Here is a 25,661-nt window from a genome sequence, read left to right as displayed (position 1 = left end):
AGCGGCGCGTCTGGCGCAAGATCCACTTCGGGATTGATGAGGAAACGCTGGAGGTTCGGGCCGTAGAGATCACAGGGAACCATATCGGCGATGCGCCGGTGTTGCCCGACCTGCTCAACCAGATCCCGGCGTACGAGCAGATCAGCAGCGTCACTGCCGACGGTGCCTATGACACCCGCAAATGCCACGATGCAATCGCTGACCGCGGCGCCCAGGCTGTCATCCCGCCCCGCAAGAACGCCAAACCGTGGAAGACCGTCGCCGCCGGCGCGGTCGCACGAAACGAAGCACTGCGGGCATCGAAATACCTCGGTCGTGCCCTCTGGCGACGATGGAGCGGATACCACCGCCGAAGCCGCGTCGAAACAAAGATGCACTGCGTGAAACTGCTGGGGCAGCGCCTCATGGCGCGGGACTTCGACCGACAGCTCGCAGAGCTTCAGGTCCGTATCGCCGTTCTGAACGGCTACACCGCGCTCGGCATCCCTGTCACAGAGCCCGTGGGATAAGTCTGTCCGGGGAAAGGGAAAACCCGGCCATCAGCCGATTTGTGCAACAGAGCCCTCTGGACCGATAAATCGGTCCCGGCCTCCACGGCAGCTCTGACCCAGAGCAGACACTAGCGTAAAATGCGGCAACTACCGAGTTGTGGACTTTCCTGCCGTTCGTGATGACCGATCAAATTTCCGCTTTGTAGTGCGCCAAAAACATTTCGATGCAATCGTTCAGTACGTCTTTTGGTGTCGGGTTCTCGCCGAGGAAAAACTCTGGCCAGAAGAAAAAGCTTTTGACGAGCGCCAGCAACTGGTTGGTTGCGAAGATCGGATCAGCCTTTCGGATCACGCCTGCGTCCATGGCTTCGCCGATCAGCCTCGTAATAGGGTAATCGTGGGTTTCTGTCTCCGTGAAGAACTTTCGGGACCGGTCGAGATCGCGGATCAGCTCTGACAGGACCATGCGATTTAATCCTATAGCCGTCTCTTCGGTAATCACCGCGATGTACCGCCACAAAGCGTCCTGTAGCTGCTCGACGAAGTCGCGACTTGGGTCATAGGCCACCGGCTGCATACTCCGGTTCTGCTCCAACATGATCTCCGAAATCGCTTCGAACAGGGCCTCCTTGCTCTCGAAGTGATTGTAGAGTGTGCGACTCGAAACCTGCGCTTTTTTGGCGATTGAGGTTGTCGTTGCCCCGAGAAACCCTTGTTCACGGAACTCCTCGATGGCTGCGTCGATGATATCTTTTCGTTTTTTTTCAGTGCGCTTCACGATTTTCACCCCAAAAGTAAAGGATGCTGTTTACAATTCCCGGCCAACACCTTAAGTAAACACCATCGTTTACTTAAGCAAGGCAAAACGCCGAGCCTGAAAAAAGCGGACTATGACAATGATCAAACTTTCGCGACGCCAGATCATCCAAACCGCCTCGACTGCCTCCCTGATGTCTCTTGTGGGCTGGGGCGCAACCGCAAAACAGACATCACTTCCCATCAACGCAGGAGACTCTGAAATGTCCTTCAAACCCGGCACAAACCCCGTCACCTTCAAATCCTTCGGCCTCGATCTGGTGGGCGATCTGTATCTGCCCGAGGACTTCGATCCGGCAAAGAAGTACAAGGCGATTGTTGGTGCCAGCCCCTTCCCGCAAGTCAAGGACCAGATCCCCGCGACCTACGGCCCGGAAATGGCGGCGCGCGGCTTTATTTACCTTGGTTTCGACTACATCGGCATGGGCTCTTCCCCGGCACTTCCGGGCGAGCACAAGCAGTCGCGTTACATGTTCCGCCTTATCGAAAATACCTGGGACGCGGTCTCCTACCTCGGCACCCTGCCTTTCGTGGAAGAAATCCACGGCCTGGGAGTGTGTCAGGGCGGCTCGATCATCGCCTCTGCCGCCGTGACCGACCACCGCATCAAGAAAATCGCCATGGTTTCGGGCATGATGGCAGCGGATCCGTTCCAGTGGATCGACCGCGACATGGTCAATGCTCAGATCGCGGCGGCAAACGCCTCCATGCAGAAAATGTATGAAACCGGTGAGCCCGACTACGTGAACACGATTGGCCTGGATGATAGCCAGTCCCGCGAAGAATTCGTTGGGTCCGGTGTGAACCCGATGGCTGAAGAAACCTATGACTATTACGGCCGTGACGGCGTCAAAGGCCCGGTGGCAGTTCCGACATTCACCAACGCGCATATCGGTGACCAGGGCATGCAATCGCTGATCTCCATCGGCGAGCACTATGCCGACAAGATCGTGCAGCCTTCGCTGACCGTTTACAGCAAGTCGGCTTTCACCGCGATCTGCTCGACCGCATTCGTCGAGAAGCTGACGAACGAGCACAAAGAACTGGCCTTTGACGAGTTCAGCCACGTTGACTTCTACTATAAGCCTGAAGCAGTGAAAGCATCGACTGACGCTGTGGCTGAGTTCTTCAACGCGTAAACTTTTTGGTGGAGGTCTTAGCAATAAGACCTCCACCTTTTCCTACAAGTAAGCAGACATTGGTACGACGCGCAGCATCTGTCACGCCGGCCCGAAGCGGCCGTTCGTTGCACTTGGTCTGAGCGACTGCCAAGCGGACTGCCCACTGGCTACTTCGCTATAAGTTTGTGGCTTAATTTCAGTGATCCCCGCGCCAACCGCCGGGAGACTACGCAGCATATTCCTGACAATTGTCGCATCTTCGTGCATGATGAAAAACAGGCACACTATTTTTGCCTTCCGGGAAGTGTTTGAATTCTCAAGAGGCGCACAATGGAAATATTGGTTAACGGCATAAACACGGTTCTTTGGAACTACGTATTGATTTACGGACTTCTTGCGACCGGTATCTTTTTTACAATTCGTCTTGGCGCACTTCAGTTTCTCCATTTTGGGGAAATGGTGCGCGTGCTCAGTTCTGCAAAGAGCACGGACAAAAGAGGTATTACTCCTTTTCAAGCCCTGACAGTGAGCCTGGCTTCACGTGTCGGTACTGGTAACCTGGCTGGCGTAGCCGTGGCCCTGACCTTGGGAGGTCCAGGTGCCATCTTTTGGATGTGGATCGTGGCATTGGTTGGAATGGCCACGGCTTATTCGGAAAGTACTTTGGCCCAACTCTATAAAGTCACATCGTCCAACGGAAGGTTCAGGGGAGGCCCCGCGTTCTACATGGCCAACGCCTTGAATGCGCCTTGGGCTGGAGTCATTTTCTCGATCTGCCTGATAGTCAGCTTTGGTTTGGTTTTTGTCGCCGTCCAATCCAACTCGATTGCTGAAGCTTTCGAGGGCGCGTTCGGGTTGAACAAATTGGTCGTTGGCATAGCGCTTGCTGCAGCCGCAGCGGTAGTAATATTCGGTGGAATAAGAACCATCGCAAAGTTTGCAGAGATTGTCGTACCGCTCATGGCGGGTCTCTACCTCTTGCTTGCCTGTGTTGTCGTAGTCCTGAATTTTTCTGAAGTACCCGCTATGTTGTGGTCGATTGTTGCCGGGGCATTTGGCCTTCAGGAAGCTGCCGGAGGCGTGACAGGAGGTGTCATGGCTGCAGCACTTAACGGCATCAAACGGGGGCTTTTCTCAAACGAAGCGGGCATGGGTTCAGCACCAAACATTGCAGCAGTCGCCACACCTGATCCTCACCACCCATCCAGCCAAGGATTCGTTCAGGCATTTGGGTGTTTCGTGGATACGATTTTGGTCGCAACGGCCACTGCATTGCTAATTCTTCTATCAGGCGCAATCGAAATTGATGGGCCTACCGGAATGCGACTTACTCAAGACGCGGCGGCGGTCCATCTTGGCGAAATCGGCCGCCACTTTATCGCGGTTGCTATCGTCTTTTTTGGTTTCACATCCATCCTGGGTAATTACTCATATGCCGAAAACGCGATGACGTTCCTAAAACTGGAAGGGAAGCTGCCAATTTACCTCCTGCGATTGGGCTGCCTCGCAATGGTTGTCTGGGGCGCTGTGCAAGCTGTTGCCACAGTGTTCAATTTCGCGGATGCGGCCATGGGAATAATGGCAACCATCAATTTGGTTGCGATACTGCTGCTGTCCGGCACCGTCTATAAACTGACGGTAGACTATTTCTCGCAACGCCGGCAGAACCTTGAGCCTCGCTTTGTTGCCAGCAAATTTCCCGAGCTTAGTAAAGGCGTAGATCACACTGTCTGGACGGAGGAGATCCATGCCGAAACTCAAAAACACTGACGGCGAAAAGCTTCAGGAAGTCTTGGACGATATTGCAGATCGCATAGCCGGCATGTCTGACAGGGGGAAAGTCGCGCAGTATATTCCAGAACTCGCCACAGTCGATCTGAACCAATTCGGCATTGCCGTTGCACCCGTCAACGGTGCGTTAGTGTCCGCTGGAGATGCTGGCAAACTCTTTTCGATTCAGAGCATCTCAAAAGTGTTCTCGCTTACAGTGGCGCTGCAACGGGTTGGCGCCACTTTGTGGCAAAGAGTGGGCCGGGAACCATCCGGCGATCCATTCAATTCGATCGTTCAGCTAGAACACGAGCGCGGAATCCCAAGGAACCCGTTTATCAACCCCGGTGCGATCGTAGTGGCCGATGTTCTGCTCGAAGACCGCTCTTCTGACGAGGCCATCAACGACCTATTGAAGTTGTGCCGAGAGCTTTCAGAGGACGACTCGATTGAGGTCGATGCGTCAGTTGCGGAATCTGAGATGCGAACTGGATCCAGAAACCGCGCGCTTGCCCATTTTATGCAGGCGGAAGGGAATCTTAAGGCGCCGGTAGAGGATGTTCTGTCTCTGTACTTTCGACAGTGTAGCATCGCCATGTCTTGTGAACAGCTGGCTTTGGCAGGTCGATTTCTTGCCGCAGCGGGTCAAAATCCGGCCAACGGTTCTGCAGTATTGTCCGCGCAACGAGCAAGAAGAGTTACTGCACTGATGATGATGTGTGGATCATACGATGCATCGGGCGAGTTCGCCTTCCGTGTTGGCCTTCCAGCGAAAAGCGGCGTAGGCGGCGGCATCTTGTGCATTGTACCTGGTATCGCATCTGTAGTCGCCTGGAGCCCTGGGCTCGACTCAAAAGGCAATTCTCATTTGGCAACCATCGCATTTCAAGAGTTGGTCCGCGCGACAGGGTGGTCTATCTTCGGACCAAGTGCGTAACCGATGTTGGGTGAACTGGGTTCAAGTGAATTGAATTTTGCTTCAATGACCGACAATGAACACCAGGGAAGTGAAACCTGTCTCCCAATTTCCAAGTTCAATTCTGCCACGTTCTTTTCGCAGAGAAATACTGCAAGGTGGTTACACAGTCCTCGCCTAGGAACGATATACGCCACGTTTGTACTGCTAGGATTTGTAGGTGGCGGTATTGCGTAACTAAAGGCAGGCAAATTTCAAAACGTGCCTCGGCTAAAGAAGGAAAACCCATGCGCTTGCTTTCAGTACTTTTTGTTTCGGTTCTATTCACAACCGGCGCAGTTGCTCAGACAATCGAAAGAATAACAAATAACAACGAAATCCGATTTGGTTTTCGAACAGATGCTGCTCCATTGTCTTACGTTAACGACCAAGGTCGGCCGTTTGGTCTGTCACCATTAATTTGCGATCAAGTAGCGCAGGCTGTTGCGAAGAAACTGGATCTAAAGGACTTAAACGTTCAGTTCATTCCGGTCGACTCCAAGGATCGTTTCGACAAAGTTGCCTCCGGAGAGATAGATATACTTTGCGGGGCAGCGACTATCACGCTTTCTCGTCGCGAAATTGTTGATTTCTCAATCCCTACCTTTGTTGATGGTACTTCCATATTGTTACCAATCGAGGCTGAGGGCACCATGAGCGCACTCGCGGGGAAAAAGGTTGGCATGAGAAGCAGCACAACAACTGAAGCCTCCGTACAGAATACATTTGATGCCGCAGGCATCGACGCCAGGATGGTTCGGTTTGCTTCACATCCAGACGGAATCAAGGCGCTCCGAGACGGTAAAATCGACGCGTATTTTGCAGATCAGTCGATTTTGCTAGTCAACTACATTGCTGCGGGATTGAAAGGCAAATTCAAGTTATCCCAAGAAATTCTGACGATAGAAAAGCAAGGGTTAGCCATCGAGAGGGGCGATGATGACTTTCGACTGATCGTTGATACTATTCTGTCCGAAATGTATGCCCGGGGCACTATGGAAAAGATTTTTCGCACCGCGTTGCCAGGGATCGAGCCCAGCGAAGCTTTAAAAGCTCTGTATATTATTGCGCCTACTAATCCTTGAAACGCATCACGTGGAACATGTTTGTTGCGATTTAATTGGCCATTGCAATGGAGGCCGGTTTGCCCGCGCAGCGGTCATTTAGGAACTACTAACGACCGGCCGATTAGGTTCGAGCGCGACTGGCACGCGAGACACCCTCATCCCTCCCGTGTCCATATGTTCTAAACGATCGACAATGACCTGCCAGCCCGCATCTCTCAGCAGAACAGCAACGCTACGGTAACCGTAGCTGCCGTATTGCCGCGACAGTGCGTTCTTGTCAGCTACGAGACGAACTTCGTCTTCCCTTACACGTGGCTGATACCGTAGTGTCGAACGATGCTGCCCCGGCAGACAAGCCACCATGATACCGACGTCTCCGTTTTCCAGGAGACACTGGGAGTTGCCAATGCGAACCTTTGCGTGTTTTCGCGCTACAGCGCGCACGTCGATGTGTTAGAGGCGGTTAGTCTTGGTTAATCTGGTGTTAAGTAAGTCTCGATCTTGCCATTGGTTAGCATTTGGCCAAAGGCGACTAAGCTGAATTGCGCAGTAGTGGTTAGGAACGGCGGAAGACTGACATTTGCCGCGTTCTCGCAATGCTGCCCTCGTCGCCTGCATCCCAGCCATTCGCAACAAAAGGAAGCTCTAAGATCTGCTCGAACTTACGCTTTCCATTTCGGGGTCTTTGAGCTCTCGCAACATCCAATCGCGAAGCGCGGCAATATTTGGACGTCGAGAATGCGCCTCTGGATAAACAAGGTGAAATGTGGACCCGAGAGGAATTGCCAGATCAAAAAGTTCAACCACGCGCCCGGCCTGGACATCTTTTGCAGAAAGAAACCGCCAACCCAGAACAACGCCAGCGCCATCGATGGCGGCTTGTAGCCCATGATCCGGAAGGCTGAAATGCATCCCACGCGTGGCGTCCACGTCTTGCGTACCGCTGGTGTCCAGCCAAGTCTGCCAAGTTGGCGCGTTGGGATCAAAGTCCATTGAATGATTGTGCAGCAGAACATGTTTCCTCAGATCAGACGGCGTTCTGATCGCATTTGGCCCTTCCAGCAGGCGCGGGCTGCACATCGGGATCACGGATTCATCAAAAAGCTTGATGGCTTCAAGACCGGGCCATTCTCCATGCCCAAGCCGAATGGCGGCGTCAAAATCGTCGCGCTGGAAATCGACAAGACCAAGGCTCGTCGAAATCCGCACGTCGATATCAGGATGCTGAGAATAGAATTTCTGCAGCCTTGGGATCAACCACATGGCGGCAAATGTAGGCGCCACGGTCAACGCCAACGAGCCCCCCTTGTCCGCTTCTGCCACATGCTCCATCGCCTGATCGAGGTTTGCAAACACTGTTTGCAGCTCCTTGGCCAAGAGCTGCCCCGCCTCGACAAGGACCAGGCCTCGCGCTCGCCGTCGAAAAAGAGAAACACCGAGAAACCCTTCCAATTTCTTAATCTGGTGACTGATCGCGGCCGGCGTCACTGACAACTCTTCGGCTGCTGCGACAAAACTGAGATGGCGTGCGGCGGCTTCAAAGGCGCGAAGCGCGTTGAGGGGATAGTTTTTCCGGATCATATCTTTGGCTAAGTTTTTCTAATCCTGCGATAGATATAGTCGTTTGTCAAACCGCCCAGGGGCGCACAAATTTGACACTACAAACGGCCCACTCGGGCGGATCACTTAAAAAAACTAACTAACGTCCGAAAGGAAAACGCTATGGCACGAGCCTTCGCGACCATCGCCTTTACGCCCGCTGTCCGCTTTCAGCAGTCGCGAATGGGTTCGGCGGAGACATACAGCAAATTCTTGGCCAACGACGTGGCATACCCCGATGAGCTCGGCCCCCAAGAGGTCCGCTTCATCGCCGAACGAGACGGGTTTTATCAGGCTTCGGTGTCCCAAACTGGGTGGCCATACGTCCAATTCCGCGGCGGCCCGACCGGCTTTCTGAAGGTGCTGTCATCACAAACGCTCGGCTACGCCGACTTCCTCGGAAACCGACAGTACATCAGCACCGGGAACCTATCGGGCAACGATCGGTTATCGATGATCCTAATGGACTACCCCAACCGCCGCCGACTGAAAATCTGGGGACGTGCTCGCCTGATTGAAGGCGCCGACAATCCCGAAGTTCTGGGTCAGTTTCACGACCAATCCTATCCGGCGCGTCCCGAGCGCGCAGTCCTTATCACCGTTGAGGCCTTCGACTGGAATTGCTCCAGCCACATACCGCGTCGCCTCACCGTTGATGAGGCACATGAAGAGATTGCGGTGTTGCGCCGTGAAAACGAGGCCCTGAGGGCCGAATCCATTGCCATGCGTGCCTTTAAAGCGCCCGGCACTCCAACCAAACCCTGAAAGGAACTGATCAATGACAAAACGGTTGCACCCTCCCGCACTTGCAGCGCTTCTTGCTGCTACAACACTTTTGCCAGCGGCCCTGCCCAACAATGCTATCGCGGCTGAAAGCCCATTTGCCGTCAACATGAAGTCGATGGATATCGACGGGCACACCATTGCATATCGCGAGGCCGGAGACCCCTCGAACCCTGCAGTCCTGCTTCTTCACGGCTTTCCCACTTCATCGCACATGTTCCGCGAACTGATCCCAATCTTGGCCGAAGAGTACCACGTGGTTGCTCCAGACTATCTTGGCTTCGGTGCATCGGACATGCCTTCCGCCGAAAGTTATGACTATAGCTTTGCCAATGCAGCAAACACAGTCACGCGTTTGATCGACGCAAAAGGGGTCGATAGCTACGCCGTCTATCTGATGGATTACGGCGCGCCCATCGGCTACCGGATGTTTGCCGAACACCCCGAACGTGTTACCGGCTTTATCATTCAGAACGGCAATGCTTACGAAGAGGGATTGCGCGAGTTCTGGGACCCAATCAAGACATATTGGGCCGACCCAAGCGCCGAGAACGGCGATGCATTGCGCGGCTTCCTGACCCTTGACGCTACCAAATGGCAATTTACCCACGGTGTTGGCGACGTCTCGACGGTAAATCCCGACAACTTCTGGCACGTCCAGTATCTGCTTGACCGCCCGGGAAACCAAGAAATCCAGCTTGAGATGTTCTTGGACTACGGCGCCAACGTCGCGGAATACCCAAAGTGGCAGGCCCTGTTCAGAGAGCATCAGCCTCCGGCGCTGATTGTATGGGGAAAGAACGACCACATCTTCCCGGCTGACGGTGCCCACCCCTACAAGGCTGATCTAGATGACGTGGAGTTCCATCTGCTTGATACAGGGCACTTCGCTCTCGAGGAATATGGCGATGTCATTGCCGTCGAGATGCAAGATTTCCTCGCACGCATCAATGAATGACCGTAACCGGCCCTGGCGTGTCACTACGCCGGGGTTTCAATGCGCACGAGCAGAATTGGCTTCGCGGCTCCTGGCTGACTGTTCCAAGGCTGCAACGGCAGAAAAGGACCAAGATCATGAAAGATAAAACGAACCAGCATGTTTTCCGTGTTGCCGCCTTCTCCGATGGCTCCGAAGGTGGCAATCCCGCGGGTGTCGTGGTCGGAGAATCGCTTCCCTCCGAGTCCGAGATGCAACGTCTTGCAAAGGAAATCGGTTATTCTGAAACTGTATTTGCCGCACCTCAGAATGACGGTTGGCGGGTGCGGTTCTTCTCCCCGGAAGAAGAGGTGGCTTTTTGCGGGCATGCCACGATTGCACTGGGTAGCGTGCTGGCCGAGCACAATGGGCAGGGCTTGATACAGCTCAACATGAACGCGGGCCGCATAACCGTCGAAACAAATGCTGACGGAAGCACCACTCTGACATCGCCCGCCACCCGTAGCGCCGCGGCGGATCCGACCCTAGTGAAGGCTGCGCTTTCTCTATTCGATCTCAAAGAGACTGATCTTGACCCCGCCCTTCCTTCCGCGCTCGCCAATGCGGGAAACAACCATTTGCTAATTGCGCTTCGAGACAGGCGCACGCTTGCAAAGATGTCTTATGATTTGGCCGAGGGGGCGCGGTTGATGCGGCAGTATGATCTGACCACGATCAACCTTATTTGGTCGGAAACGCCGCGCCGTTTTCACAGCCGCAATGCATTCGCAATCGGTGGCGTGTTCGAAGATCCTGCGACAGGGGCCGCTGCTGCTGCGCTGTCGGGGTACCTTCGGGATATCGGCTGGCCTCATGACGGCGAGATCGAAATCGTTCAGGGCGAGGACATGGGAGCAAGGTCATTGCTTCATTCAATTATAAGCGCCACGCCGGGTGAAGGAATTCGAGTCTCGGGGAGGACCCGGTTCTTGAAATGATAGCACAGCCCATGCCTTCAGGCCTCCCAGGGCGCTACCCTCAAACATCGCGGGCTTCCCGAAACAGCCGCCCAAGCTGATGACAAAACGGCTTTGTCCGCAGAGCGGTTGTTCGGTTAAACTTGCCCTGGGTCCGCCTTGTAGACGTAGAGGATCAAGGCACCTTGCCGCCAAATTAGATCTGGCAAAATCTAAATGGGCCATCCGACGGCATCGTGTCCGTCTTCCAAAAGTCATCCGTGGAGATTTTGAATGCCGAAAAAAGCCAGGCCTCCGGTACTACTATTGACAGGTACAAACGCGGCCGCGTGGACGATGGAGAATGTTCGTGCGTCCTATGAGGCATCGGGATATGCCTGCCACAGCATGACCTACCGCTATCATGACCTTCCAACCGGTCCAGAGCGCGATAACAAACTGGTCGGGTTGAGTATCGCGAATTACGTAGATGACGCGAGGCAGTTCATCAAAGAAATCGGCGAGGCTCCGGTTGTCGTAGGCCACTCCCTTGGCGGCGTCGTTGCACAACTGTTGGCGGCTGAACGCGCGGTGAAAGCTGGCGTTCTTCTCAACAGCAGCGTGATGAACGGTGTTTTGGCAACGACTGACGGAGAACGTGATCTGGGAAAACTTTTCATTTCGTCCGGTGCTTTCTGGGAACACGCGCTTGGACAGGACTTAGATCTTCTTTCAAAATACGGGCTGAATACACTGTCGGACGATCTACAGCGCGACATTCACGCACGTCTTGGCACCGAGTCCGGTCGCGTGCTGTTTGAACTTGTCTTCTGGATGTTCGATGCGCGCCAGACGACCCTGATCGATCCTGAAAAGGTAACCTGTCCTTTGCTTTTTGTTTCGGGAACGGAAGACAAGGCAGTTGCAACAAGCACGGCAAGGAACATGGCTTCCCTTTATGAAACTGCAGATTTTCTAGTCGCAGAGAGGGCTTGTCACTACCTACAGTTCGACGAAACATGGCCCCAGACAGCCCGGAAAACGCTGGAATGGCTTGAACGGGCTGTCTGAAGACACCGCCGTGGACGAGAAATGTCGCAGCCGTCAAGTGTGGCTCTGAGAAAGCCCCTGATGTCCTTGCGAAGAATCGAACCCGACCTCCCAGTTTTTGAATGCTCGGCACCAACAAGTTTTCGCGGAACTCAGATCTATTTTGGGTTCCGCGAAACTTCGTTTATTACGTTCCGAATTACTGTTCGATTTCGATTTTTTTGAAACGAGACCCTTTCCAGCTCACATCGGCCATCAAACCCTTTTGGCCAAAAATGAAGGATACAATATCGCTTTTGAGGTTAGTGGTATCCAAGTCGCCTCCAGCGCCGACTTTGGCGACGGCCACTGATGCATCCACACCCAATTCCCACTCGCGGTCATTGCTGGTGAACTTTGCCAACGCGTCGTCTGTATTCAGCGCCAAAATCATGGAATGAGACTGTATTCCGGCGATGAACCCTCCCTTTACGCCGAAGGTGTTGTAGTACAGCTTTTCATTGGCTCCGGTGACCAGCACACATCGACCGCCTTCGGCGCCAAAACCAAGGCCGGCTTTGGTGATGCTCGGACAAACCAAAACACCCTTGGCACTCGCCAGCACCGCGTCGGCACCTTTTGCATCGGCTTTGAACTGGGCTAAAGTTGCGTCTGCTTCAGCGTCGAGCTTTGCAGCGTCTTCTGCCGTGAATTTAGCGGATGCCGTATTCGCAAAGGCAAAGACAAACAAAAAGCTGGCAAAGACGACCATCAAACGATTGTTGAATGCGTACATTTTTTCCTCCCTAAAGGTCAGGAACCGAGAAATCGGTTTGCGCGTGCAAACTGCACAGAAGTATTAATACCAGACCCCAAATGAGTCACCTAGACAGATACTCAATACATGCGTTCCTCAGAAATCCTCCACGTCTATTAGATTTGGATTGAGTTCAACGCGGTCGTCTGAGCGCTTCTGTCTGATGCCCAGGAAGCGGCTGAAACCGGGCGCTCAATTCCAGTCAGCACTGCGGAAACTTCTGCCTTGACGTCCCACTGACCGCTATACGGAAACCGGACATAGGTTTGAACAGGTCCTACATCCGAATTGCGGGCGAACCGGCTTTTGTTCGAGGCGCGTTTGACGGTGCAACATAACAACTCAGCCACGAGGTGCTCCCAACCAGCAGTTCTGTCTCCAGACCTCGTGGAGCGAAACGAGATGGTTTACTGCGACAAAAACTAGGGCTCTTGGCGCCTATTGGCGCGGTGGCGTTCGATTTCCTGAGCAATAAGCTCGATGTGCAACCGCGCGTCGTAGGCCTTCTGCCGGTAAGCGAGTGGCAAGTTCAAATTCGCGAGTGTCGCAGATACGTCATCGAGTTTCTTCGCTACAGCTTCAATCTCCTCGGCCGTCGCAGCGTCCTCGATTTCTGCTTCAAGCGATGCAATGTGTTGATAGTGTCGCCAAACTCTTCGATTTTGAAACCACACGTAAAGGGCCGGGACGAGACGCAGCAGCGGCGCAAGGAATAAAATCGGCAAGAGAAAAAGCAACACCCGACCAAACTGGGCCGCAACCCAAAATGGAAAGATATCGTGAAGAATGTTGGGCCCAGAGTTGATCATGTGCCAAGCGACGTCATTAATTGGCGCCGGAGGCGAATTGGTGTTTGGAAACTCCTTGGCCGCTCGCAGAACGGTTCGGTCTGCGTGGATTTTGTTTGCGCTATGAACAAGCCTGTCGACAACAGCCGGGTGCAGCTCGTTTGTCGCGATCATCGATGCAGTCAAAGTCAGTATTTTGACATCATGCGCGGGTCGCGGCGGGGCCAAAGAGGTTGACCCGGCTGGAACAACAACGGAATGGCCGCTGACAAATCTGAAAGACAGGGCGTCTATCAAGGCCATTTGGATCAGATCCAGCTTGGGGTCGACTATGGCCTCTGTCAGGTATGGCGCATCCAGAGGCGACACAAACAAGGCTGCATCCGCCTCGCCAGCACGCAACGCGTCTATGGCCTCGAATCCCCCAATTTCCTGCAATTCGATGCCCGAGTCCTGAAGGCCTGCGGCTTCTATGAGTGCCAGTGCTGCGGCACGTGTGCCTGATCCGACTTGTCCAGCAGCCAAACGAATCCCGCGCCAATCTCCGGGATATCGGCCAACTTGCGCGGCGGAACGTCTGAAAATCACCAGCGGTTCAGGGAAGAGAGCCCCGAGTGACTCTAGATTCTCTCCTCTGGGAAGAGGAATGCCGCCCTGCACAAAGGCAACGTCCACATCTCCGTCAATGAGCCGTTGAATGTTCTCGACGGAACCAGCAGTTTCCACCAGCTCTAACGATATGTCGTCCCTGGCAAGCTTGGACTGATACTCGAGGCCAATTCGCCAATACCCGCCGTCTTTTGGCCCAGTGGCAAGCCGAAGTGTCTCGGGCGGAACAAGGCTACTGATAAGAAGAATAACCAAAACAACAACGAAGACGGGTACAAGTAGGATATAAAACAGTCGCATCGGTCTTCTTTGAAGTTGACGAGATCTCGACGATGATCCGTTTTGTTGTAACTGTTTGTCAATTATTGAGCGCGTGCACCCCGTATCAATCAGGCGCGTGGATCAGGCGTCGGTCATCAAATAGACATTCGACACGATTGTCGTTCACTCCGCTGCCGGCATCTTTCAGCGAAGCCGCAATCCGGCGACAACCGTGGCGGTCTTATTGTCGGGTGAGTTCGATCATGTCGGCAGCCAGCCGGTCTTAAACGGCACGGCCTCTTGGAACCGTGCGCAGCGTCGAACGGTTCTTACGCAACCCTCGACAGGCCCACGCTCTGAGTTGTGGAACTGACTTCGCACATGTTCAATGCAGGCACGACGACGCTAAGGGCTTAGTAGTTTCCCCGCTCGGCCTCCGAAAGGTTCAATTTATCCAGCGTCGGATCGGACACTGCTTGTCACAGACGCTCATTTTCCTTCTGAAGGCGCTTTAGTTCCTTCAGTTGGTCAGTTCCCATACCGCCATATTACTTCAGCCAGCGATAGTCCTTCTGCTTGGTTATTTGCACTTGGCGAATGGCATCTACACGTCGCATCCCTTGACCGCATAGCATCTCAACCTGCCGTAGTTTCCCGACGATCTCTTCCGGTATGTGCCGCTTGATACCCATATTTGACCCTCCGTTTCCAACAATACGGGCGGACCGCTTCAGTAGCGGAGAATTACTGCAGTCCGGTACGCTACGTTCCCTTTCAAAGATAGCCATCCAGAGTATGGTGACGAAATAAATTTCAAGGACAAAAATTTTTGTCAAAAATTATTGACGCCGCCGGTGCATCGCCCTTAGACATGGGGTGTGCAATAAACATCACATACAGAAATTTCTTGCACAGTTGGTGCTGAACGAACAATGCGCCGCAGTCGCAGGAGCATTCTGCAGGGAGGAAACCAATGAACATCAAGAAGGCAAACAGTATTATTGCGTCCGCCGCGTTGGCGGTTGCCGGGGCTTCTGCCGCGCCAGCGCAGGCCGAAAGCATCATGTGCGAACCCGATGAGACATACATCATGAACGTGATGGTCTCGGGTCATCCCTATTGGGTGCCGGTATACCAGGGCTTCAAACAGGCTGCCGAGGCGTTTGGTTGCAAAACCGTGTTCTCAGGCACGCCGGATTACGACATCACCAAGCAGATCGCCTCGTTCGAGCAGGATCTGGTGAAGCAGCCTGCAGGTGTTCTGTTGCACCCGATGCAGTCCGATCCATTTATCGAGCCGATCAATCGCGCTGTCGAAAATGGCACCGAGATCGTCACCTTTGCCGCCGACAGCCCAAGCTCAAAGCGCACCGGCTATATCACCTCGGACAACCATGCCGAGGCGAAGTTCGCGGCTGAAGAGATCGTCAAACAAGTGGGCGACAGCGCCGAATACGCGGTTCTCGAGAATCCGGGACAGTCAAACCACGATCTGCGCGTCACGTCGCTGATTGCATACATGGAAGACAATTATCCGAACATGAAACTGGTCGGACGTCAGGCCACGAACCAGGACAGCAATGCGGCCTACCGCGCGACAGCCTCGATTATTCAGGCCAATCCGAATGTGGCGGCGATCTGGATTCCCGAAGCGGGTTCTGCCGAAGGTGCTGTTGCGGCGAAGCTGGAAGCTGGCTCGGACCTTCTGATCATGCACGCGGATGTGACGCCCACCACGTTGGAACACATCCGAGCGGGCAACATCCACATGTCGCTGAACCCAAACCAGGGTGTACAGGGCTTCATGGGCTTTATGGCGGTGCATCTGGCAAACCGGTCGGACATTTTCGATCCGTTCAACGATTGGCGGACCAGCGGTTTCAACCCGGTTCAGATTCCGTTCGTGGACAATGGCTTTGCAGTCATCACCAAGGACAACGCGGACAGCTTTGACCTGAACGTCTACATGGAAGGCCGCGATCCGGCCTGATCCGAGAGCCGCCCGCGCAGTTCCAAATCAGTTCGCGGGCGGTTCAGGACATCAACCAAAAATGAGACACCCGAACAGGTGGTGCAATGCAAGACGATGTGATCCTTCGGATATCGAACCTCAGCAAGTCCTTTGGCCCGGTCAAAGCACTGCGCGGGATCGACTTTGAACTCCGCCAAGGAGAAATCCACGCGATTGCAGGGGAAAACGGTGCAGGAAAATCGACACTGATGAACGTGATCGACGGGATTTTGCAACCGGACAGCGGCCAGATCGTTCTCGATGGCAAGCCGGTCAAAATCTCGTCACCCACGATGGCGCAGCAACTGGGTATCGGCTTTGTCCATCAGGAGATCGCTCTGTGCCCGGATGTGTCGGTGGCAGAGAACATCTTCATGGCCAAAACCAATATCAGCCGGTCATGGCTGATGGATTACAAGAAACTGGAGCGTGATGCGGTCGATGTGTTCCGCCAACTCAGCGACATCGATCCTTCGGTTCTGGTTAAGAACCTTTCGATCTCCAACCAGCAACTGGTCGAGATTGCAAAGGCCCTGACGCTGGATTGCCGCATTCTGATCCTTGACGAGCCTACAGCCGCACTCACGGAATCCGAGGCTCGGACCCTGTTCGGGATCATGCGCAATCTGGCGGATCAGGGGATTTCCATCATCTATATCTCGCATCGAATGGTTGAGATCTTTGACAACTGCGACCGGGTCTCGGTGTTCCGGGATGGCCAGCACATCGTCACGCGGAATGTGGCCGACATACAGCCCGGTGACGTCGTGAATTCAATGGTCGGACGGGTGATCGATGACCTGTACCCCAAGAAACAGGGCACCCCGTCAGACGAGGTGATCCTGGACGTGCGCAACCTTACCGAGGCGACGCGGTTCCGCGATATATCGTTCACTCTGAACAAGGGTGAAATCCTGGGCATTGCAGGGCTTATCGGTGCGGGCCGCAGCGAGATCGCAAAGGCAATCTGCAAGCTGGAAGGGGATGCGTCCGGGCAGGTTTGGCTGAATGGCGAAGAACTCAGGTTGCGCAACTATCAGGACAGTATCGCCAAGGGGATGGTGTACCTGTCCGAGGACCGCAAAGGCGATGGGGTTTTCCTTGAATTGCCAATCGCCGCCAACGTCTCGGCCCTGAAGCTTGAACAGGTTGCCAACGGACTTGGCCTGATCCAGCCCGCCGCAGAAACGGCCCAGGCCGAAGCGCTCGGGCGCAAGCTGAACCTGAAATGCGGATCGTTGAGCGACCCGGTGTCCTCGCTTTCGGGCGGAAATCAGCAAAAAGTGGCGCTTGCCAAGATGCTTTCGGTCAACCCGCGTCTGATCTTTCTGGATGAACCGACCCGCGGTGTCGACGTTGGCGCAAAGTCTGAAATCCACCGCATCCTGCGTGACCTCGCGAATGAGAGCGTGGGGATCGTCGTGATTTCTTCGGAATTGCCCGAACTGATTGGTGTCTGCGACCGCGTGCTGGTTGTGCGTGAAGGGCGCATCAGCGGGCAGGTCACAGGCGACAAAATGACGGAAGAAAACATCATGCATCTGGCTTCCATTGCGGAAGTGCAGGCTTCGGTCGCATGAGCGGAGGGACGAATATGGACAACACGGTGAACCTGACCCAAGCGGGACCCGCCGAAAGCATACCGCCGCTGAAACGCCTGTTTCAGATGCGCGAAACGGGGTTGATTGTCATCATTCTGGCGTTGTTTTTGATCATGTCCTTCGCCTCACCCTATTTCCTGACCTGGGCCAATATGCGGGCGATGTCGATGGCCTTTGCGGTGGACGGACTGCTGGTGATCGGCATGACAATCCTGCTGATCTCGGGGGGGATCGACTTGTCGGTCGGTTCGGTCACGGCGCTGGCCATGGTGATCGCCGGGTGGCTTTTCCTGAGCGGGGTGAACCCGTGGGTGGCCTCGGCCATGGCGATCGCGCTGTGTACGGCCATCGGGGCCTTCATGGGGTTCTTCGTAACCCGCGTTGGGCTGCATCATTTCATCGTATCGCTGGCGATCATGGTAATTGCGCGGGGGGCTTGCCTGTTGTTCACCGGTGGACGGCCGCTGGGGCTGTACACCCTGCCGCCCGAGTTCAAATTCATCGGACAGGGATCTGTCGGACCGATCCCGATAGTGATCATCATCTTCCTTGTCTTCGTAATCGCCTTTGATTTCATGCTGCGGCGCACGACCATGTTCCGGAAGGTGTTCTATACCGGTTCCAACGAAAAGGCCGCAGCCTATTCGGGCATCCGCACGAAGAAGGTGATCTTTCTGACCACCACGTTGTGCTCAACGCTCTGTGGCGTGGCGGGTATCATCTACATGGCCCGGTTCGGCTCGGCGCAGCCGACGTTCGGGTTGGGGCTGGAACTGACCATCATCGCCGCTGCCGTGATCGGCGGGGCCAGTCTGAATGGCGGCTCGGGGTCGATCCTTGGCGCAATCCTCGGCGTCATCCTGTTGTCGCTGGTGTCCAGTTCGCTGGCGCTGCTGGATGTGTCGGTCTACTGGCAGGACATCATCCGTGGGTCGATCCTGCTGGCGGCGGTCACCATCGACCACTACCTGAACAAGAGGCGCGGGTGATGGTGGACAAGAAGAAAGACTTCGAACTGATCCGGCAGATCCACACCGTTCTGGTTCTGCATTACCTGGAAGGTCAGAAGCAGGCCGATATTGCCCGGACGCTGAACCTGTCGAACTCGAAGGTCAACCGTCTGATCACGCAGGGTCGCAATATGGGCATGGTAAAGATTGACATCGAAAGCCCGTTCGAGACGTTGATGGATATCGAACGTGATCTGGCCCGGTCGACCGGTCTGAGCGACGCCATCGTCACCCCGTCGGTCGCCGGCAGCGCCGAGACGACCCTGCAGCAGGTCGGCCGCGCTGCCGCCAATCATCTGGTTGAAATCCTGCGGGATGGGGATGTCATCGCAATCACCGGCGGCAAGGCCGTCAGTGCAACAGTCGAGGCGCTGGAACCCGAGCGTGATTTTGACGTGACCGTTGTACCGCTGACCGGAGGTATTCAGGGCAAGTACTACACGGACGTTAACCATCTGGCGACGCAGATGGCAGACCGGTTGGGCGGCAAAACCATGCTGTTGCACGCACCGCTGTTCGCCGAAAGCCGTGAACAGCGCGACATGCTGGAGCAGGTCTCCTCGATCCGCGAGGTACTGGACCTGGCCCGCCGGGCAGATGTCGCTCTGGTCGGGGTCGGATCGATCGAGCCGGAAGGCTCCAGCTATTACGACCTGCACCCTGTGCCCGAGGTAGATCGCAAGATGCTGGTGGGCATGGGCGTGATCGGAGAGCTCCTGGCCCATCTCATCCATATCGACGGGTCAGTGTCGAACTATGCCCTGAACTCACGATTGGTGTCGGTTTCACCATCCGATCTGGCGCAGTGCTCGCGCGTGATCGGGGTCAGTGCAGGGGCGCAGAAAGTGCAGCCAATCAAGGCAGTGCTGAACGGAAAGTTTCTCAACTCGCTGATCCTGGACGAAGATACAGCGACCGCAGTCATACAGGAAATGGAAGGAACACGGGATGTCGCATGAGATGCTGACACGGGAAATCGGAACGTCTGGGATCGAAGCATCGGTCATCGGGCTGGGCACATGGGCCATCGGTGGCTGGATGTGGGGCGGCACGGACGAGGCGAAGTCCATTGCGGCAATTCAGGCCTCGGTCGATGCGGGGGTGACGCTGATCGACACGGCCCCCGCTTATGGTCAGGGCGTCGCTGAAGACATTGTGGGAAAGGCGCTAAAGGGTCGGCGCGACAAGGTTGTGCTGGCCACGAAATGCGGGCTGGTCTGGCATACGCAAAAGGGAAACCACTTCTTCGACTATGACGGCAAGCCGGTGCATCGCTATCTGGGCAAGGACGCGATCATCCATGAGGTCGAGCAGAGCCTGACCCGCCTGGGCACTGATTACATCGACCACTACATCACCCACTGGCAGGACCCGACCACACCCATTGCCGAGACGATGGAGGCGCTGGAGATCCTGAAACAGCAAGGCAAGATCCGCTCGATCGGGGCCAGCAATACCTCGGTCGACGAGGTACGGGCCTATGTGGCCGCGGGGCAGTTGGACGCCATCCAGGAAGAATACTCGATGGTCAAGCGCGACATCGAAGGCACTTTGCTGCCGGTGTGCCGTGAGAATGGCGTATCCGTGCTCAGTTATTCCTCGCTGGCACTGGGGTTGCTCAGCGGCAAGATCGGTCCGGATCGTGAGTTTACCGGCGATGATCAACGCAAGGACAACCCGCGCTTTTCCATGGCGAACCGCCAGAAGGTGGCGGACCTGATGGCGACCATCGCACCGATTGCCGAAGGGCATGACGCGACGCTGGCACAGACTGTCATCGCCTGGACGGTACAGCAGCCGGGGATCACCTTCTCACTTTGCGGTGCGCGGGATGCAGCACAGGCAGTCGAGAATGCGAAGGCAGGGTGGCTGCGCCTGACCGAAGCCGAGATCGCCGAGATCGACACCCAAGCCCGCGCGCATCTGAGCGATCTGGACAGCTGAACCATCGAAGCCTTCGCGAAAAACAGGACCATCATGTCAGAACAACGACAACAACACCTGACAAAACTGCGCGAGAACGCCGCGTTTGACGTGGTGGTGATTGGCGGGGGCGTGAACGGAATCGGTGTCTACCGCGATCTTGCCCTGCAGGGACTTCGGGTGCTGCTGGTTGAACGCAACGATTTTGCCTCGGGCTGTAGTGCCGCGCCATCCCGGATGATCCATGGTGGCCTGCGCTATCTGGAAAACGGCGAGTTCGATTTGGTGCGGGAGTCGCTTCAGGAACGTGATGCGCTTTTGGTGAATGCTCCACACATGGTGCGGCCTTTGCCGACGGTGATCCCCGTAACCTCGGTCTTTTCCGGAATGTTCAATGCCGCGGCGAGCTTTGTCGGCCGGCATGGCAAACCCTCCAGCCGCGGGGCGGTGCCGATCAAGCTGGGTCTGTCGCTTTATGACTGGGTGACGCGCAAGCGGCGAATTCTGCCCAGGCATCATTTCAACAGCGTTGGTCGCACACGCAAGGACTGGCCCGCGCTAACGCCAAAAGCCACACGTTCAGCGGTGTACTACGACGCGCAGATCACCCATCCCGAACGTTTATGCGTTGAAATGATCCGCGACGTTCAGATCGCGGTCCCGGAATGCGTTGCCCTCAACTACGCGGAGATGGCAACAGATGGCGATGGCTATTCAGTGATCGACAGGCGCAGCGGCGAGACTCTGCAACTTGATCCAAGGGTAATCGTAAACGCGACCGGCGCTTGGCTGGACGATACCGTGCAAGTCCTGGGTGGCACCTTGGATGAGCAGATGGTCTCGGGCACCAAGGGCTCGCACCTGATCGTCGAAAACCCGGCTCTGTTTCAGGCGCTTGGTGGTCATATGGTCTATTTCGAAAACACGGACGGGCGGGTGTGCATCGTGTTCCCCTATCAGGGCAAGGTGTTGGCCGGATCGACTGACATCCGCGTCGAGAAAGCCGCGCGGGTGCGCTGCGAGCCGGAGGAACTCGACTACATCCTCGGCTCACTTCGGTTGGTTTTTCCCAAGATCAAGGTCACGCCCGACCAGGTGGTGTTCAGCTTTAGCGGCATCCGTCCGTTGCCACGCAGCGATCACGATTTCACCGGTCGAATATCGCGCGGCCATTTCACGCGACGTTTGGACGGAGATGTTCCCCAGTTCTGCATGGTCGGCGGCAAATGGACCACGTTCCGCGCTTTTGGAGAACAGACCGGGGATGAGGTTCTGGCCGAGTTGGGCAAGCCCCGGCAAACTTCGACCCTGGGGCTTGCCATTGGCGGCGGCGCGCAGTTCCCCGATGATCCGCGGACCTTGGAAAGCCGGCTGGAAGAAGAATTCCACGTTACACCCGATCGCGCACAACACCTGATCGGGCACTACGGCAGTCAAGCGGATGATGTTGCGCTGTTCTGCCAGTTGGTTGACGACGCGCCTCTGGCGGCGGGCTGCTCTTACACCAGGGCCGAGATCATCTGGCTGATGCGCACCGAATTTGTCGAAACCCTGTCCGACATTGTCCTGCGCCGGACCGCGCTGGCCATAACAGGTCAGATTTCCGAAATGCTGTTGGACCGGCTAGGCGGCATCTTTGTCGATGAACGTGGTCTCAGCCAACAAGAGATTACCAATCAGATCCAAGCCCTGATCCACGAATTGTCCGAGTTTCACGGCGTGTCCGCCGAGGCTCTGACCGCACGAAACAAGGAACGGAGAACAGAATGCGTGTAAGCACCAAGGCCCGGATGAACCGGATGTTCACGAACGGGGGATGTCTGGATGTGGCGATCGACCACGGCGTTTGCAACGAGCCCAGCTTTATGGTCGGGCTGGAGGATATGGCGGGTGTTATGGACACGCTGATCGGGGCCAGGCCGGACGCGATCCAATGTGCCTACGGGCAGGCCGATCTGCTGCAATCGCGCCCCGAAAAGGACAAGCCCGCGCTGGTGATGCGGATCGACATGGGCAACCCTTACAACGATCAGCGCCACCGGGTGATGTGGTCGATGCTGCAAAACGCAGACGAACCGATCATCGGCGCGCTGGAAATGGACGCCGCCGCCGTCGTTGTGAACCTGTTCATGCTGCCGGATGAGCCTGAACTGTTCCGCCAATGCGTCGAGAATATCAGCAAGGTGCGCGCAGCCTGCCACAAATACGGGATGCCGCTGATGATCGAGCCCCTGGTCATGCTGCCCAACGATGTGCGCGGAGGCTACCAGGTGGATGGCAATGCCGAGAAGATCGTGACACTGGTGCGTCTGGCCTCGGAAATGGGGGCCGACATCATCAAGGCGGACCCGACCGAGAACCCCGAGGATTTCCACCGCGTGATCGAGGCCGCCCGCGTGCCGGTTCTGGTGCGTGGTGGTGGCAAGGAAGACCTTAAGACCGTTCTGATGAAGTCGGCGGCGCTGATGGCACAGGGCGCGCAGGGCATGGTCTATGGCCGCAATATCTATCAGCATGACAACCCCAAGGCAGTTGTGGCCGCTCTGATGGCGATGATCCACAATAACGCAAGCGGTGAAGAAGCGTGGGATATCTATAACAGTGGCTGAGAACGGGTATATTCTGGGGCTGGATGCAGGAAACACAGTCATCAAGGCTGTGCTTTTTGACCTGCAGGGGCGCCCTGTGGCGATGCAGGCGCGGGACGGGCAGTCCTCGACGCCGCAGCCAGGGCATGTCGAGCGTGACCTGAACGAGTTGTGGGCAAATGCCCGGCAGGTGATCGGCGGATGTATCGACAAGGCCGGGATAACCCCTGACCAGATCATCGGCGTTGGCTGTGCCGGGCATGGCAACGGGCTTTACCTGCTGGACAAGGCGGGGGCGCCGTTGATCGGCATCCAATCGCTGGACACGCGCGCCGCATCTCTGGCTCAGGAGCTTTCCGAGGTGGCCGGCGACGCCTTGCACGCGTTGTGCCTGCAAAAGCCGTGGCCGTCACAGACCCCGGTTCTTCTGGCCTGGATCAAACGGCACCGACCCGAGCTTTATGCGCGGACCGGGACGGTAATGCTGTGCAAGGACTTCATAACTTACAAGCTGACCGGTGAAAGGGTCAGCGAGATTTCGGACATGTCAGGTTGCGGCATGACCCGCATGCCCGACTGCACCTATGACGACCGCCTGCTGGCACTTTATGGCCTGAGCGATGCGCGCCAGATGCTTCCGCGCCTGATCGATCCGGCGGATATTGCCGGAACCGTCAGTCAAGAGGCCGCCGTCGCAACGGGTCTGGCCGAGGGCACACCGGTGATCGGCGGCTATTTCGATGTGGTCTCCAGCGCGATGGGTTCGGGGGTCGTGCGCGCCGGAGAGGCTTCGATCATCGCGGGCACCTGGAGCATCAATCAGGTTTTCTCGGATGCGCCAGCGGTGAATGACGAATTGTTCATGGTGTCGGGTTTTGGTCCGAACCGGTTCGTGAATATCGAGGCCAGTGCCACATCGGCGGCCAATCTGGAATGGTATGTGCGCGAGTTCGTCGAACGCGGGGGTCATCATGACGACCCGTTCGGACACTGCAATGCCAAAGTGGCCGAGGTTGATCCCGCGCCAGACGATCCTTTTTTTCACCCCTTTCTCTACGGCTCGGGACAGGGGGCGTCTTTCCGGGGTGGGTTCTATGGTGTCGCGGGCTGGCATGGCGAAGGCCACATGCTGCGGGCCCTGTTCGAGGGCGTCTTGTTCGAGCATCGCCGCCATATCGAGGTTCTGAAAACCGCAGGCGTCGGATTCGACCAGGCGGTTCTGTCTGGCGGCGGCTCACGCAGCCCGGTCTGGCCGCAGATGTTCGCGGATTGCCTTGGCGTGCCGATCTATGTGGCCGAGGCGCAGGAAACGGGCGCTTTGGGCGCGGCCATCGGAGTAGCGGTGGCGACCGGAACTTATGAAACATACGAAGAAGCGATTGGTCAGATGACCCGCCGCGACTCTGAGTTCCAGCCGAATGCGGCGATGCAGCGCCATTACGACACTCGCTACGCCAAATATCTCGCGTTGATCGAAGCGATGCGCGGGTTCTGGGACGACGCTCAAACGACATTTGAAAGGTAGAAAAATGAAAGCTGTAGGGTTTCTGAAGTCACTGCCGATTGAAGCACAGGACAGCCTGTTGGATGTCGACCTGCCGGAACCGGTCGTGCTGCCAAACGATCTTCTGGTGGAAATCGAGGCGGTCTCGGTAAACCCCGCAGATGCGAAACGCCGCATCCGGACAGCCGCCGAGCAGGATCATGCGGAGCCGTTCATTCTTGGATATGACGCGGTTGGGATTGTCCGCAAAATGGGCGCAGAGGTCACTGGTTTTTCCAAAGGCGACCGGGTCTGGTACGCGGGTGATGCCAATCGTCCGGGTTCATATGCCGAGTTGCAGGCCGTTGATCATCGGATTGCGTCCGTGGCACCGTCCTCGGTCCGCCCCGAAGCAGCAACGTCGCTTCCCCTGGTGTCGCTGACCGCATGGGAAATGCTGTTCGACCGTCTGCAAGTGCCCGCCAATGAGACGCCAGCCAGTCTGCTGGTCATAGGCGGGGCCGGAGGGGTCGGATCGATCACTTTGCAACTGGCGCGCAAGCTGACTGGCCTGCACCTGATCGCAACCGCCTCGCGCCCGGAAACCACCGAGTGGTGCAAGGAAATGGGTGCGCATCAGGTGGTGAACCACCGCGATCTTGTCGCCGATTTCCAGGCCGCCGGGCATGACACTGTCGACTACATCACCCAATACGCCGATACCGCGCAGCATTGGGACGCGATGTGCGAACTGATCGCGCCACAGGGACGGATCGGGACCATCGTCGAGACGGATGAAAAGCTGGACATCTCAGCCCTGCAAGGCAAATCCGCCGCGTTGATGTGGGAGCTGATGTTCACGCGATCTCTGTTTGGTACCGCGGATATTGCGCGTCAGGGGCAGATATTGGCACGGGTTGCCAGACTTGTTGATGACGGGATCATTCGGACAACTGAAACCAAGACGCTGCGGGGCTTGTCGGCGGACACGCTGAAAGAAGCTCATGGGATAATTGAAACCGGTCGCATGATCGGCAAACTTGTCGTTGCGTATTAATCAGAAAGAC

General features: G+C 56.1%; 22 protein-coding genes and 2 pseudogenes. 18 read left to right on the top strand and 6 right to left on the bottom strand.

What is annotated here, in order from left to right:
• Window positions 1-509, top strand: a 509-nt coding sequence (locus ACR1XU_RS11260; RefSeq protein WP_480915607.1) for an IS5 family transposase, incomplete at its 5' end; no start/stop codon positions are given.
• Between the two features lie 169 nt (window positions 510-678).
• Here ACR1XU_RS11260 and ACR1XU_RS11255 read toward each other — a convergent pair.
• Entirely contained in the window at window positions 679-1,278 is a 600-nt protein-coding gene (locus ACR1XU_RS11255; RefSeq protein WP_480906532.1) for a TetR/AcrR family transcriptional regulator, read from the bottom strand.
• 109 nt (window positions 1,279-1,387) lie between these two features.
• On the opposite strand from ACR1XU_RS11255, the gene ACR1XU_RS11250 reads away from it, so the two are divergent.
• The 4 genes from ACR1XU_RS11250 (at window position 1,388) to ACR1XU_RS11235 (ending at window position 6,238) form a co-directional block, all read left to right on the top strand.
• Entirely contained in the window at window positions 1,388-2,446 is a 1,059-nt protein-coding gene (locus ACR1XU_RS11250) for an alpha/beta hydrolase (RefSeq protein ID WP_480906535.1), read from the top strand.
• A 312-nt stretch (window positions 2,447-2,758) separates the two neighbouring features.
• Complete coding sequence (locus ACR1XU_RS11245; RefSeq protein ID WP_480906538.1) at window positions 2,759-4,198, top strand: alanine/glycine:cation symporter family protein; 1,440 nt, start codon at window positions 2,759-2,761, stop codon at window positions 4,196-4,198.
• Window positions 4,176-5,135: a glutaminase gene (locus tag ACR1XU_RS11240; RefSeq protein WP_480906541.1), complete on the top strand. Its 960-nt coding sequence runs from the start codon at window positions 4,176-4,178 to the stop codon at window positions 5,133-5,135. Before ACR1XU_RS11245 ends, ACR1XU_RS11240 begins: the two co-directional genes overlap by 23 nt.
• Window positions 5,136-5,401: 266 nt before the next feature.
• Window positions 5,402-6,238 carry an amino acid ABC transporter substrate-binding protein gene (locus ACR1XU_RS11235; protein ID WP_480906544.1) on the top strand — a complete coding sequence of 279 codons (837 nt, stop codon included), beginning with the start codon at window positions 5,402-5,404 and terminating at the stop codon, window positions 6,236-6,238.
• A 140-nt stretch (window positions 6,239-6,378) separates the two neighbouring features.
• On the opposite strand, the pseudogene ACR1XU_RS11230 reads toward ACR1XU_RS11235, so the two are convergent.
• Together ACR1XU_RS11230 and gcvA are read right to left on the bottom strand one after the other, a co-directional pair.
• Window positions 6,379-6,565, bottom strand: a pseudogene (locus ACR1XU_RS11230) (IS3 family transposase); the annotation flags it as partial.
• Between the two features lie 300 nt (window positions 6,566-6,865).
• Window positions 6,866-7,801: a transcriptional regulator GcvA gene (gene gcvA / locus ACR1XU_RS11225; RefSeq protein ID WP_170612474.1), complete on the bottom strand. Its 936-nt coding sequence runs from the start codon at window positions 7,799-7,801 to the stop codon at window positions 6,866-6,868.
• A 141-nt stretch (window positions 7,802-7,942) separates the two neighbouring features.
• On the opposite strand from gcvA, the gene ACR1XU_RS11220 reads away from it, so the two are divergent.
• From ACR1XU_RS11220 to ACR1XU_RS11205, 4 genes are all read left to right on the top strand, one after another.
• Complete coding sequence (locus ACR1XU_RS11220; RefSeq protein WP_480906546.1) at window positions 7,943-8,584, top strand: pyridoxamine 5'-phosphate oxidase family protein; 642 nt, start codon at window positions 7,943-7,945, stop codon at window positions 8,582-8,584.
• Between the two features lie 13 nt (window positions 8,585-8,597).
• Window positions 8,598-9,560, top strand: coding sequence for an alpha/beta fold hydrolase (locus ACR1XU_RS11215; RefSeq protein WP_480906549.1), 963 nt, complete (start codon window positions 8,598-8,600; stop codon window positions 9,558-9,560).
• Between the two features lie 116 nt (window positions 9,561-9,676).
• The gene (locus ACR1XU_RS11210; RefSeq protein ID WP_170807215.1) at window positions 9,677-10,516 is read left to right on the top strand and encodes a PhzF family phenazine biosynthesis protein; all 840 of its coding nucleotides are present in this window, start codon (window positions 9,677-9,679) and stop codon (window positions 10,514-10,516) included.
• 252 nt (window positions 10,517-10,768) lie between these two features.
• Window positions 10,769-11,545: an alpha/beta fold hydrolase gene (locus tag ACR1XU_RS11205; protein WP_170807214.1), complete on the top strand. Its 777-nt coding sequence runs from the start codon at window positions 10,769-10,771 to the stop codon at window positions 11,543-11,545.
• Window positions 11,546-11,723: 178 nt separating this feature from the next.
• Here the strand turns inward: ACR1XU_RS11205 and ACR1XU_RS11200 are convergent, their stop codons facing one another.
• From ACR1XU_RS11200 to ACR1XU_RS11190, 3 genes and pseudogenes are all read right to left on the bottom strand, one after another.
• Window positions 11,724-12,299 (bottom strand): lipid-binding SYLF domain-containing protein, encoded by a 576-nt coding sequence (locus ACR1XU_RS11200; protein WP_480906552.1) that lies wholly within the window; start codon window positions 12,297-12,299, stop codon window positions 11,724-11,726.
• A gap of 443 nt (window positions 12,300-12,742) precedes the next feature.
• Entirely contained in the window at window positions 12,743-14,017 is a 1,275-nt protein-coding gene (locus ACR1XU_RS11195) for a TAXI family TRAP transporter solute-binding subunit (RefSeq protein ID WP_480906555.1), read from the bottom strand.
• A gap of 118 nt (window positions 14,018-14,135) precedes the next feature.
• A pseudogene (locus ACR1XU_RS11190) lies at window positions 14,136-14,670 on the bottom strand (transposase family protein); the annotation flags it as partial.
• Window positions 14,671-14,951: 281 nt separating this feature from the next.
• Between ACR1XU_RS11190 and ACR1XU_RS11185 the strand changes: the two are divergent.
• The 9 genes from ACR1XU_RS11185 (at window position 14,952) to ACR1XU_RS11145 (ending at window position 25,651) form a co-directional block, all read left to right on the top strand.
• Entirely contained in the window at window positions 14,952-15,968 is a 1,017-nt protein-coding gene (locus ACR1XU_RS11185) for a substrate-binding domain-containing protein (RefSeq protein WP_480906558.1), read from the top strand.
• A gap of 86 nt (window positions 15,969-16,054) precedes the next feature.
• Complete coding sequence (locus ACR1XU_RS11180; protein ID WP_480906560.1) at window positions 16,055-17,569, top strand: sugar ABC transporter ATP-binding protein; 1,515 nt, start codon at window positions 16,055-16,057, stop codon at window positions 17,567-17,569.
• Window positions 17,570-17,583: 14 nt separating this feature from the next.
• Window positions 17,584-18,579, top strand: coding sequence for an ABC transporter permease (locus tag ACR1XU_RS11175; protein WP_480527160.1), 996 nt, complete (start codon window positions 17,584-17,586; stop codon window positions 18,577-18,579).
• On the top strand, window positions 18,579-19,559 hold the full coding sequence (locus tag ACR1XU_RS11170; RefSeq protein WP_480906564.1) for a sugar-binding transcriptional regulator: 981 nt from the start codon (window positions 18,579-18,581) through the stop codon (window positions 19,557-19,559). Before ACR1XU_RS11175 ends, ACR1XU_RS11170 begins: the two co-directional genes overlap by 1 nt.
• Window positions 19,549-20,544: an aldo/keto reductase gene (locus tag ACR1XU_RS11165; RefSeq protein ID WP_480906567.1), complete on the top strand. Its 996-nt coding sequence runs from the start codon at window positions 19,549-19,551 to the stop codon at window positions 20,542-20,544. The genes ACR1XU_RS11170 and ACR1XU_RS11165 overlap by 11 nt, the downstream gene beginning before the upstream one ends.
• A 33-nt stretch (window positions 20,545-20,577) precedes the next feature.
• Window positions 20,578-22,299 carry a glycerol-3-phosphate dehydrogenase/oxidase gene (locus tag ACR1XU_RS11160; RefSeq protein ID WP_480906570.1) on the top strand — a complete coding sequence of 574 codons (1,722 nt, stop codon included), beginning with the start codon at window positions 20,578-20,580 and terminating at the stop codon, window positions 22,297-22,299.
• Window positions 22,290-23,132 (top strand): class I fructose-bisphosphate aldolase, encoded by an 843-nt coding sequence (locus ACR1XU_RS11155; RefSeq protein WP_170816877.1) that lies wholly within the window; start codon window positions 22,290-22,292, stop codon window positions 23,130-23,132. Before ACR1XU_RS11160 ends, ACR1XU_RS11155 begins: the two co-directional genes overlap by 10 nt.
• On the top strand, window positions 23,125-24,636 hold the full coding sequence (locus ACR1XU_RS11150) for an FGGY-family carbohydrate kinase (RefSeq protein ID WP_480906573.1): 1,512 nt from the start codon (window positions 23,125-23,127) through the stop codon (window positions 24,634-24,636). The genes ACR1XU_RS11155 and ACR1XU_RS11150 overlap by 8 nt, the downstream gene beginning before the upstream one ends.
• 4 nt (window positions 24,637-24,640) lie before the next feature.
• Entirely contained in the window at window positions 24,641-25,651 is a 1,011-nt protein-coding gene (locus tag ACR1XU_RS11145) for a zinc-binding alcohol dehydrogenase family protein (protein WP_480906576.1), read from the top strand.
• The last annotated feature ends 10 nt before the right edge of the window (window positions 25,652-25,661 follow it).

The sequence above is a fragment of the Ruegeria sp. D1(2025) genome, assembly GCF_056536425.1.
The sequence above is the reverse complement of the archived record's forward strand: the minus strand, read 5'-3'. Positions and strand labels throughout refer to the sequence as shown.

What these genes read in the sequence shown, in the direction of transcription:
- ACR1XU_RS11250 (WP_480906535.1), top strand. Translation starts at nt 1,388, where the DNA reads ATGATCAAACTTTCGCGACGCCAGATCATCCAAACCGCCTCGACTGCC.
- ACR1XU_RS11245 (WP_480906538.1), top strand. Translation starts at nt 2,759, where the DNA reads ATGGAAATATTGGTTAACGGCATAAACACGGTTCTTTGGAACTACGTA.
- ACR1XU_RS11240 (WP_480906541.1), top strand. Translation starts at nt 4,176, where the DNA reads ATGCCGAAACTCAAAAACACTGACGGCGAAAAGCTTCAGGAAGTCTTG.
- ACR1XU_RS11235 (WP_480906544.1), top strand. Translation starts at nt 5,402, where the DNA reads ATGCGCTTGCTTTCAGTACTTTTTGTTTCGGTTCTATTCACAACCGGC.
- gcvA (WP_170612474.1), bottom strand. Translation starts at nt 7,801, where the DNA reads ATGATCCGGAAAAACTATCCCCTCAACGCGCTTCGCGCCTTTGAAGCC.
- ACR1XU_RS11220 (WP_480906546.1), top strand. Translation starts at nt 7,943, where the DNA reads ATGGCACGAGCCTTCGCGACCATCGCCTTTACGCCCGCTGTCCGCTTT.
- ACR1XU_RS11215 (WP_480906549.1), top strand. Translation starts at nt 8,598, where the DNA reads ATGACAAAACGGTTGCACCCTCCCGCACTTGCAGCGCTTCTTGCTGCT.
- ACR1XU_RS11210 (WP_170807215.1), top strand. Translation starts at nt 9,677, where the DNA reads ATGAAAGATAAAACGAACCAGCATGTTTTCCGTGTTGCCGCCTTCTCC.
- ACR1XU_RS11205 (WP_170807214.1), top strand. Translation starts at nt 10,769, where the DNA reads ATGCCGAAAAAAGCCAGGCCTCCGGTACTACTATTGACAGGTACAAAC.
- ACR1XU_RS11200 (WP_480906552.1), bottom strand. Translation starts at nt 12,299, where the DNA reads ATGTACGCATTCAACAATCGTTTGATGGTCGTCTTTGCCAGCTTTTTG.
- ACR1XU_RS11195 (WP_480906555.1), bottom strand. Translation starts at nt 14,017, where the DNA reads ATGCGACTGTTTTATATCCTACTTGTACCCGTCTTCGTTGTTGTTTTG.
- ACR1XU_RS11185 (WP_480906558.1), top strand. Translation starts at nt 14,952, where the DNA reads ATGAACATCAAGAAGGCAAACAGTATTATTGCGTCCGCCGCGTTGGCG.
- ACR1XU_RS11180 (WP_480906560.1), top strand. Translation starts at nt 16,055, where the DNA reads ATGCAAGACGATGTGATCCTTCGGATATCGAACCTCAGCAAGTCCTTT.
- ACR1XU_RS11175 (WP_480527160.1), top strand. Translation starts at nt 17,584, where the DNA reads ATGGACAACACGGTGAACCTGACCCAAGCGGGACCCGCCGAAAGCATA.
- ACR1XU_RS11170 (WP_480906564.1), top strand. Translation starts at nt 18,579, where the DNA reads ATGGTGGACAAGAAGAAAGACTTCGAACTGATCCGGCAGATCCACACC.
- ACR1XU_RS11165 (WP_480906567.1), top strand. Translation starts at nt 19,549, where the DNA reads ATGTCGCATGAGATGCTGACACGGGAAATCGGAACGTCTGGGATCGAA.
- ACR1XU_RS11160 (WP_480906570.1), top strand. Translation starts at nt 20,578, where the DNA reads ATGTCAGAACAACGACAACAACACCTGACAAAACTGCGCGAGAACGCC.
- ACR1XU_RS11155 (WP_170816877.1), top strand. Translation starts at nt 22,290, where the DNA reads ATGCGTGTAAGCACCAAGGCCCGGATGAACCGGATGTTCACGAACGGG.
- ACR1XU_RS11145 (WP_480906576.1), top strand. Translation starts at nt 24,641, where the DNA reads ATGAAAGCTGTAGGGTTTCTGAAGTCACTGCCGATTGAAGCACAGGAC.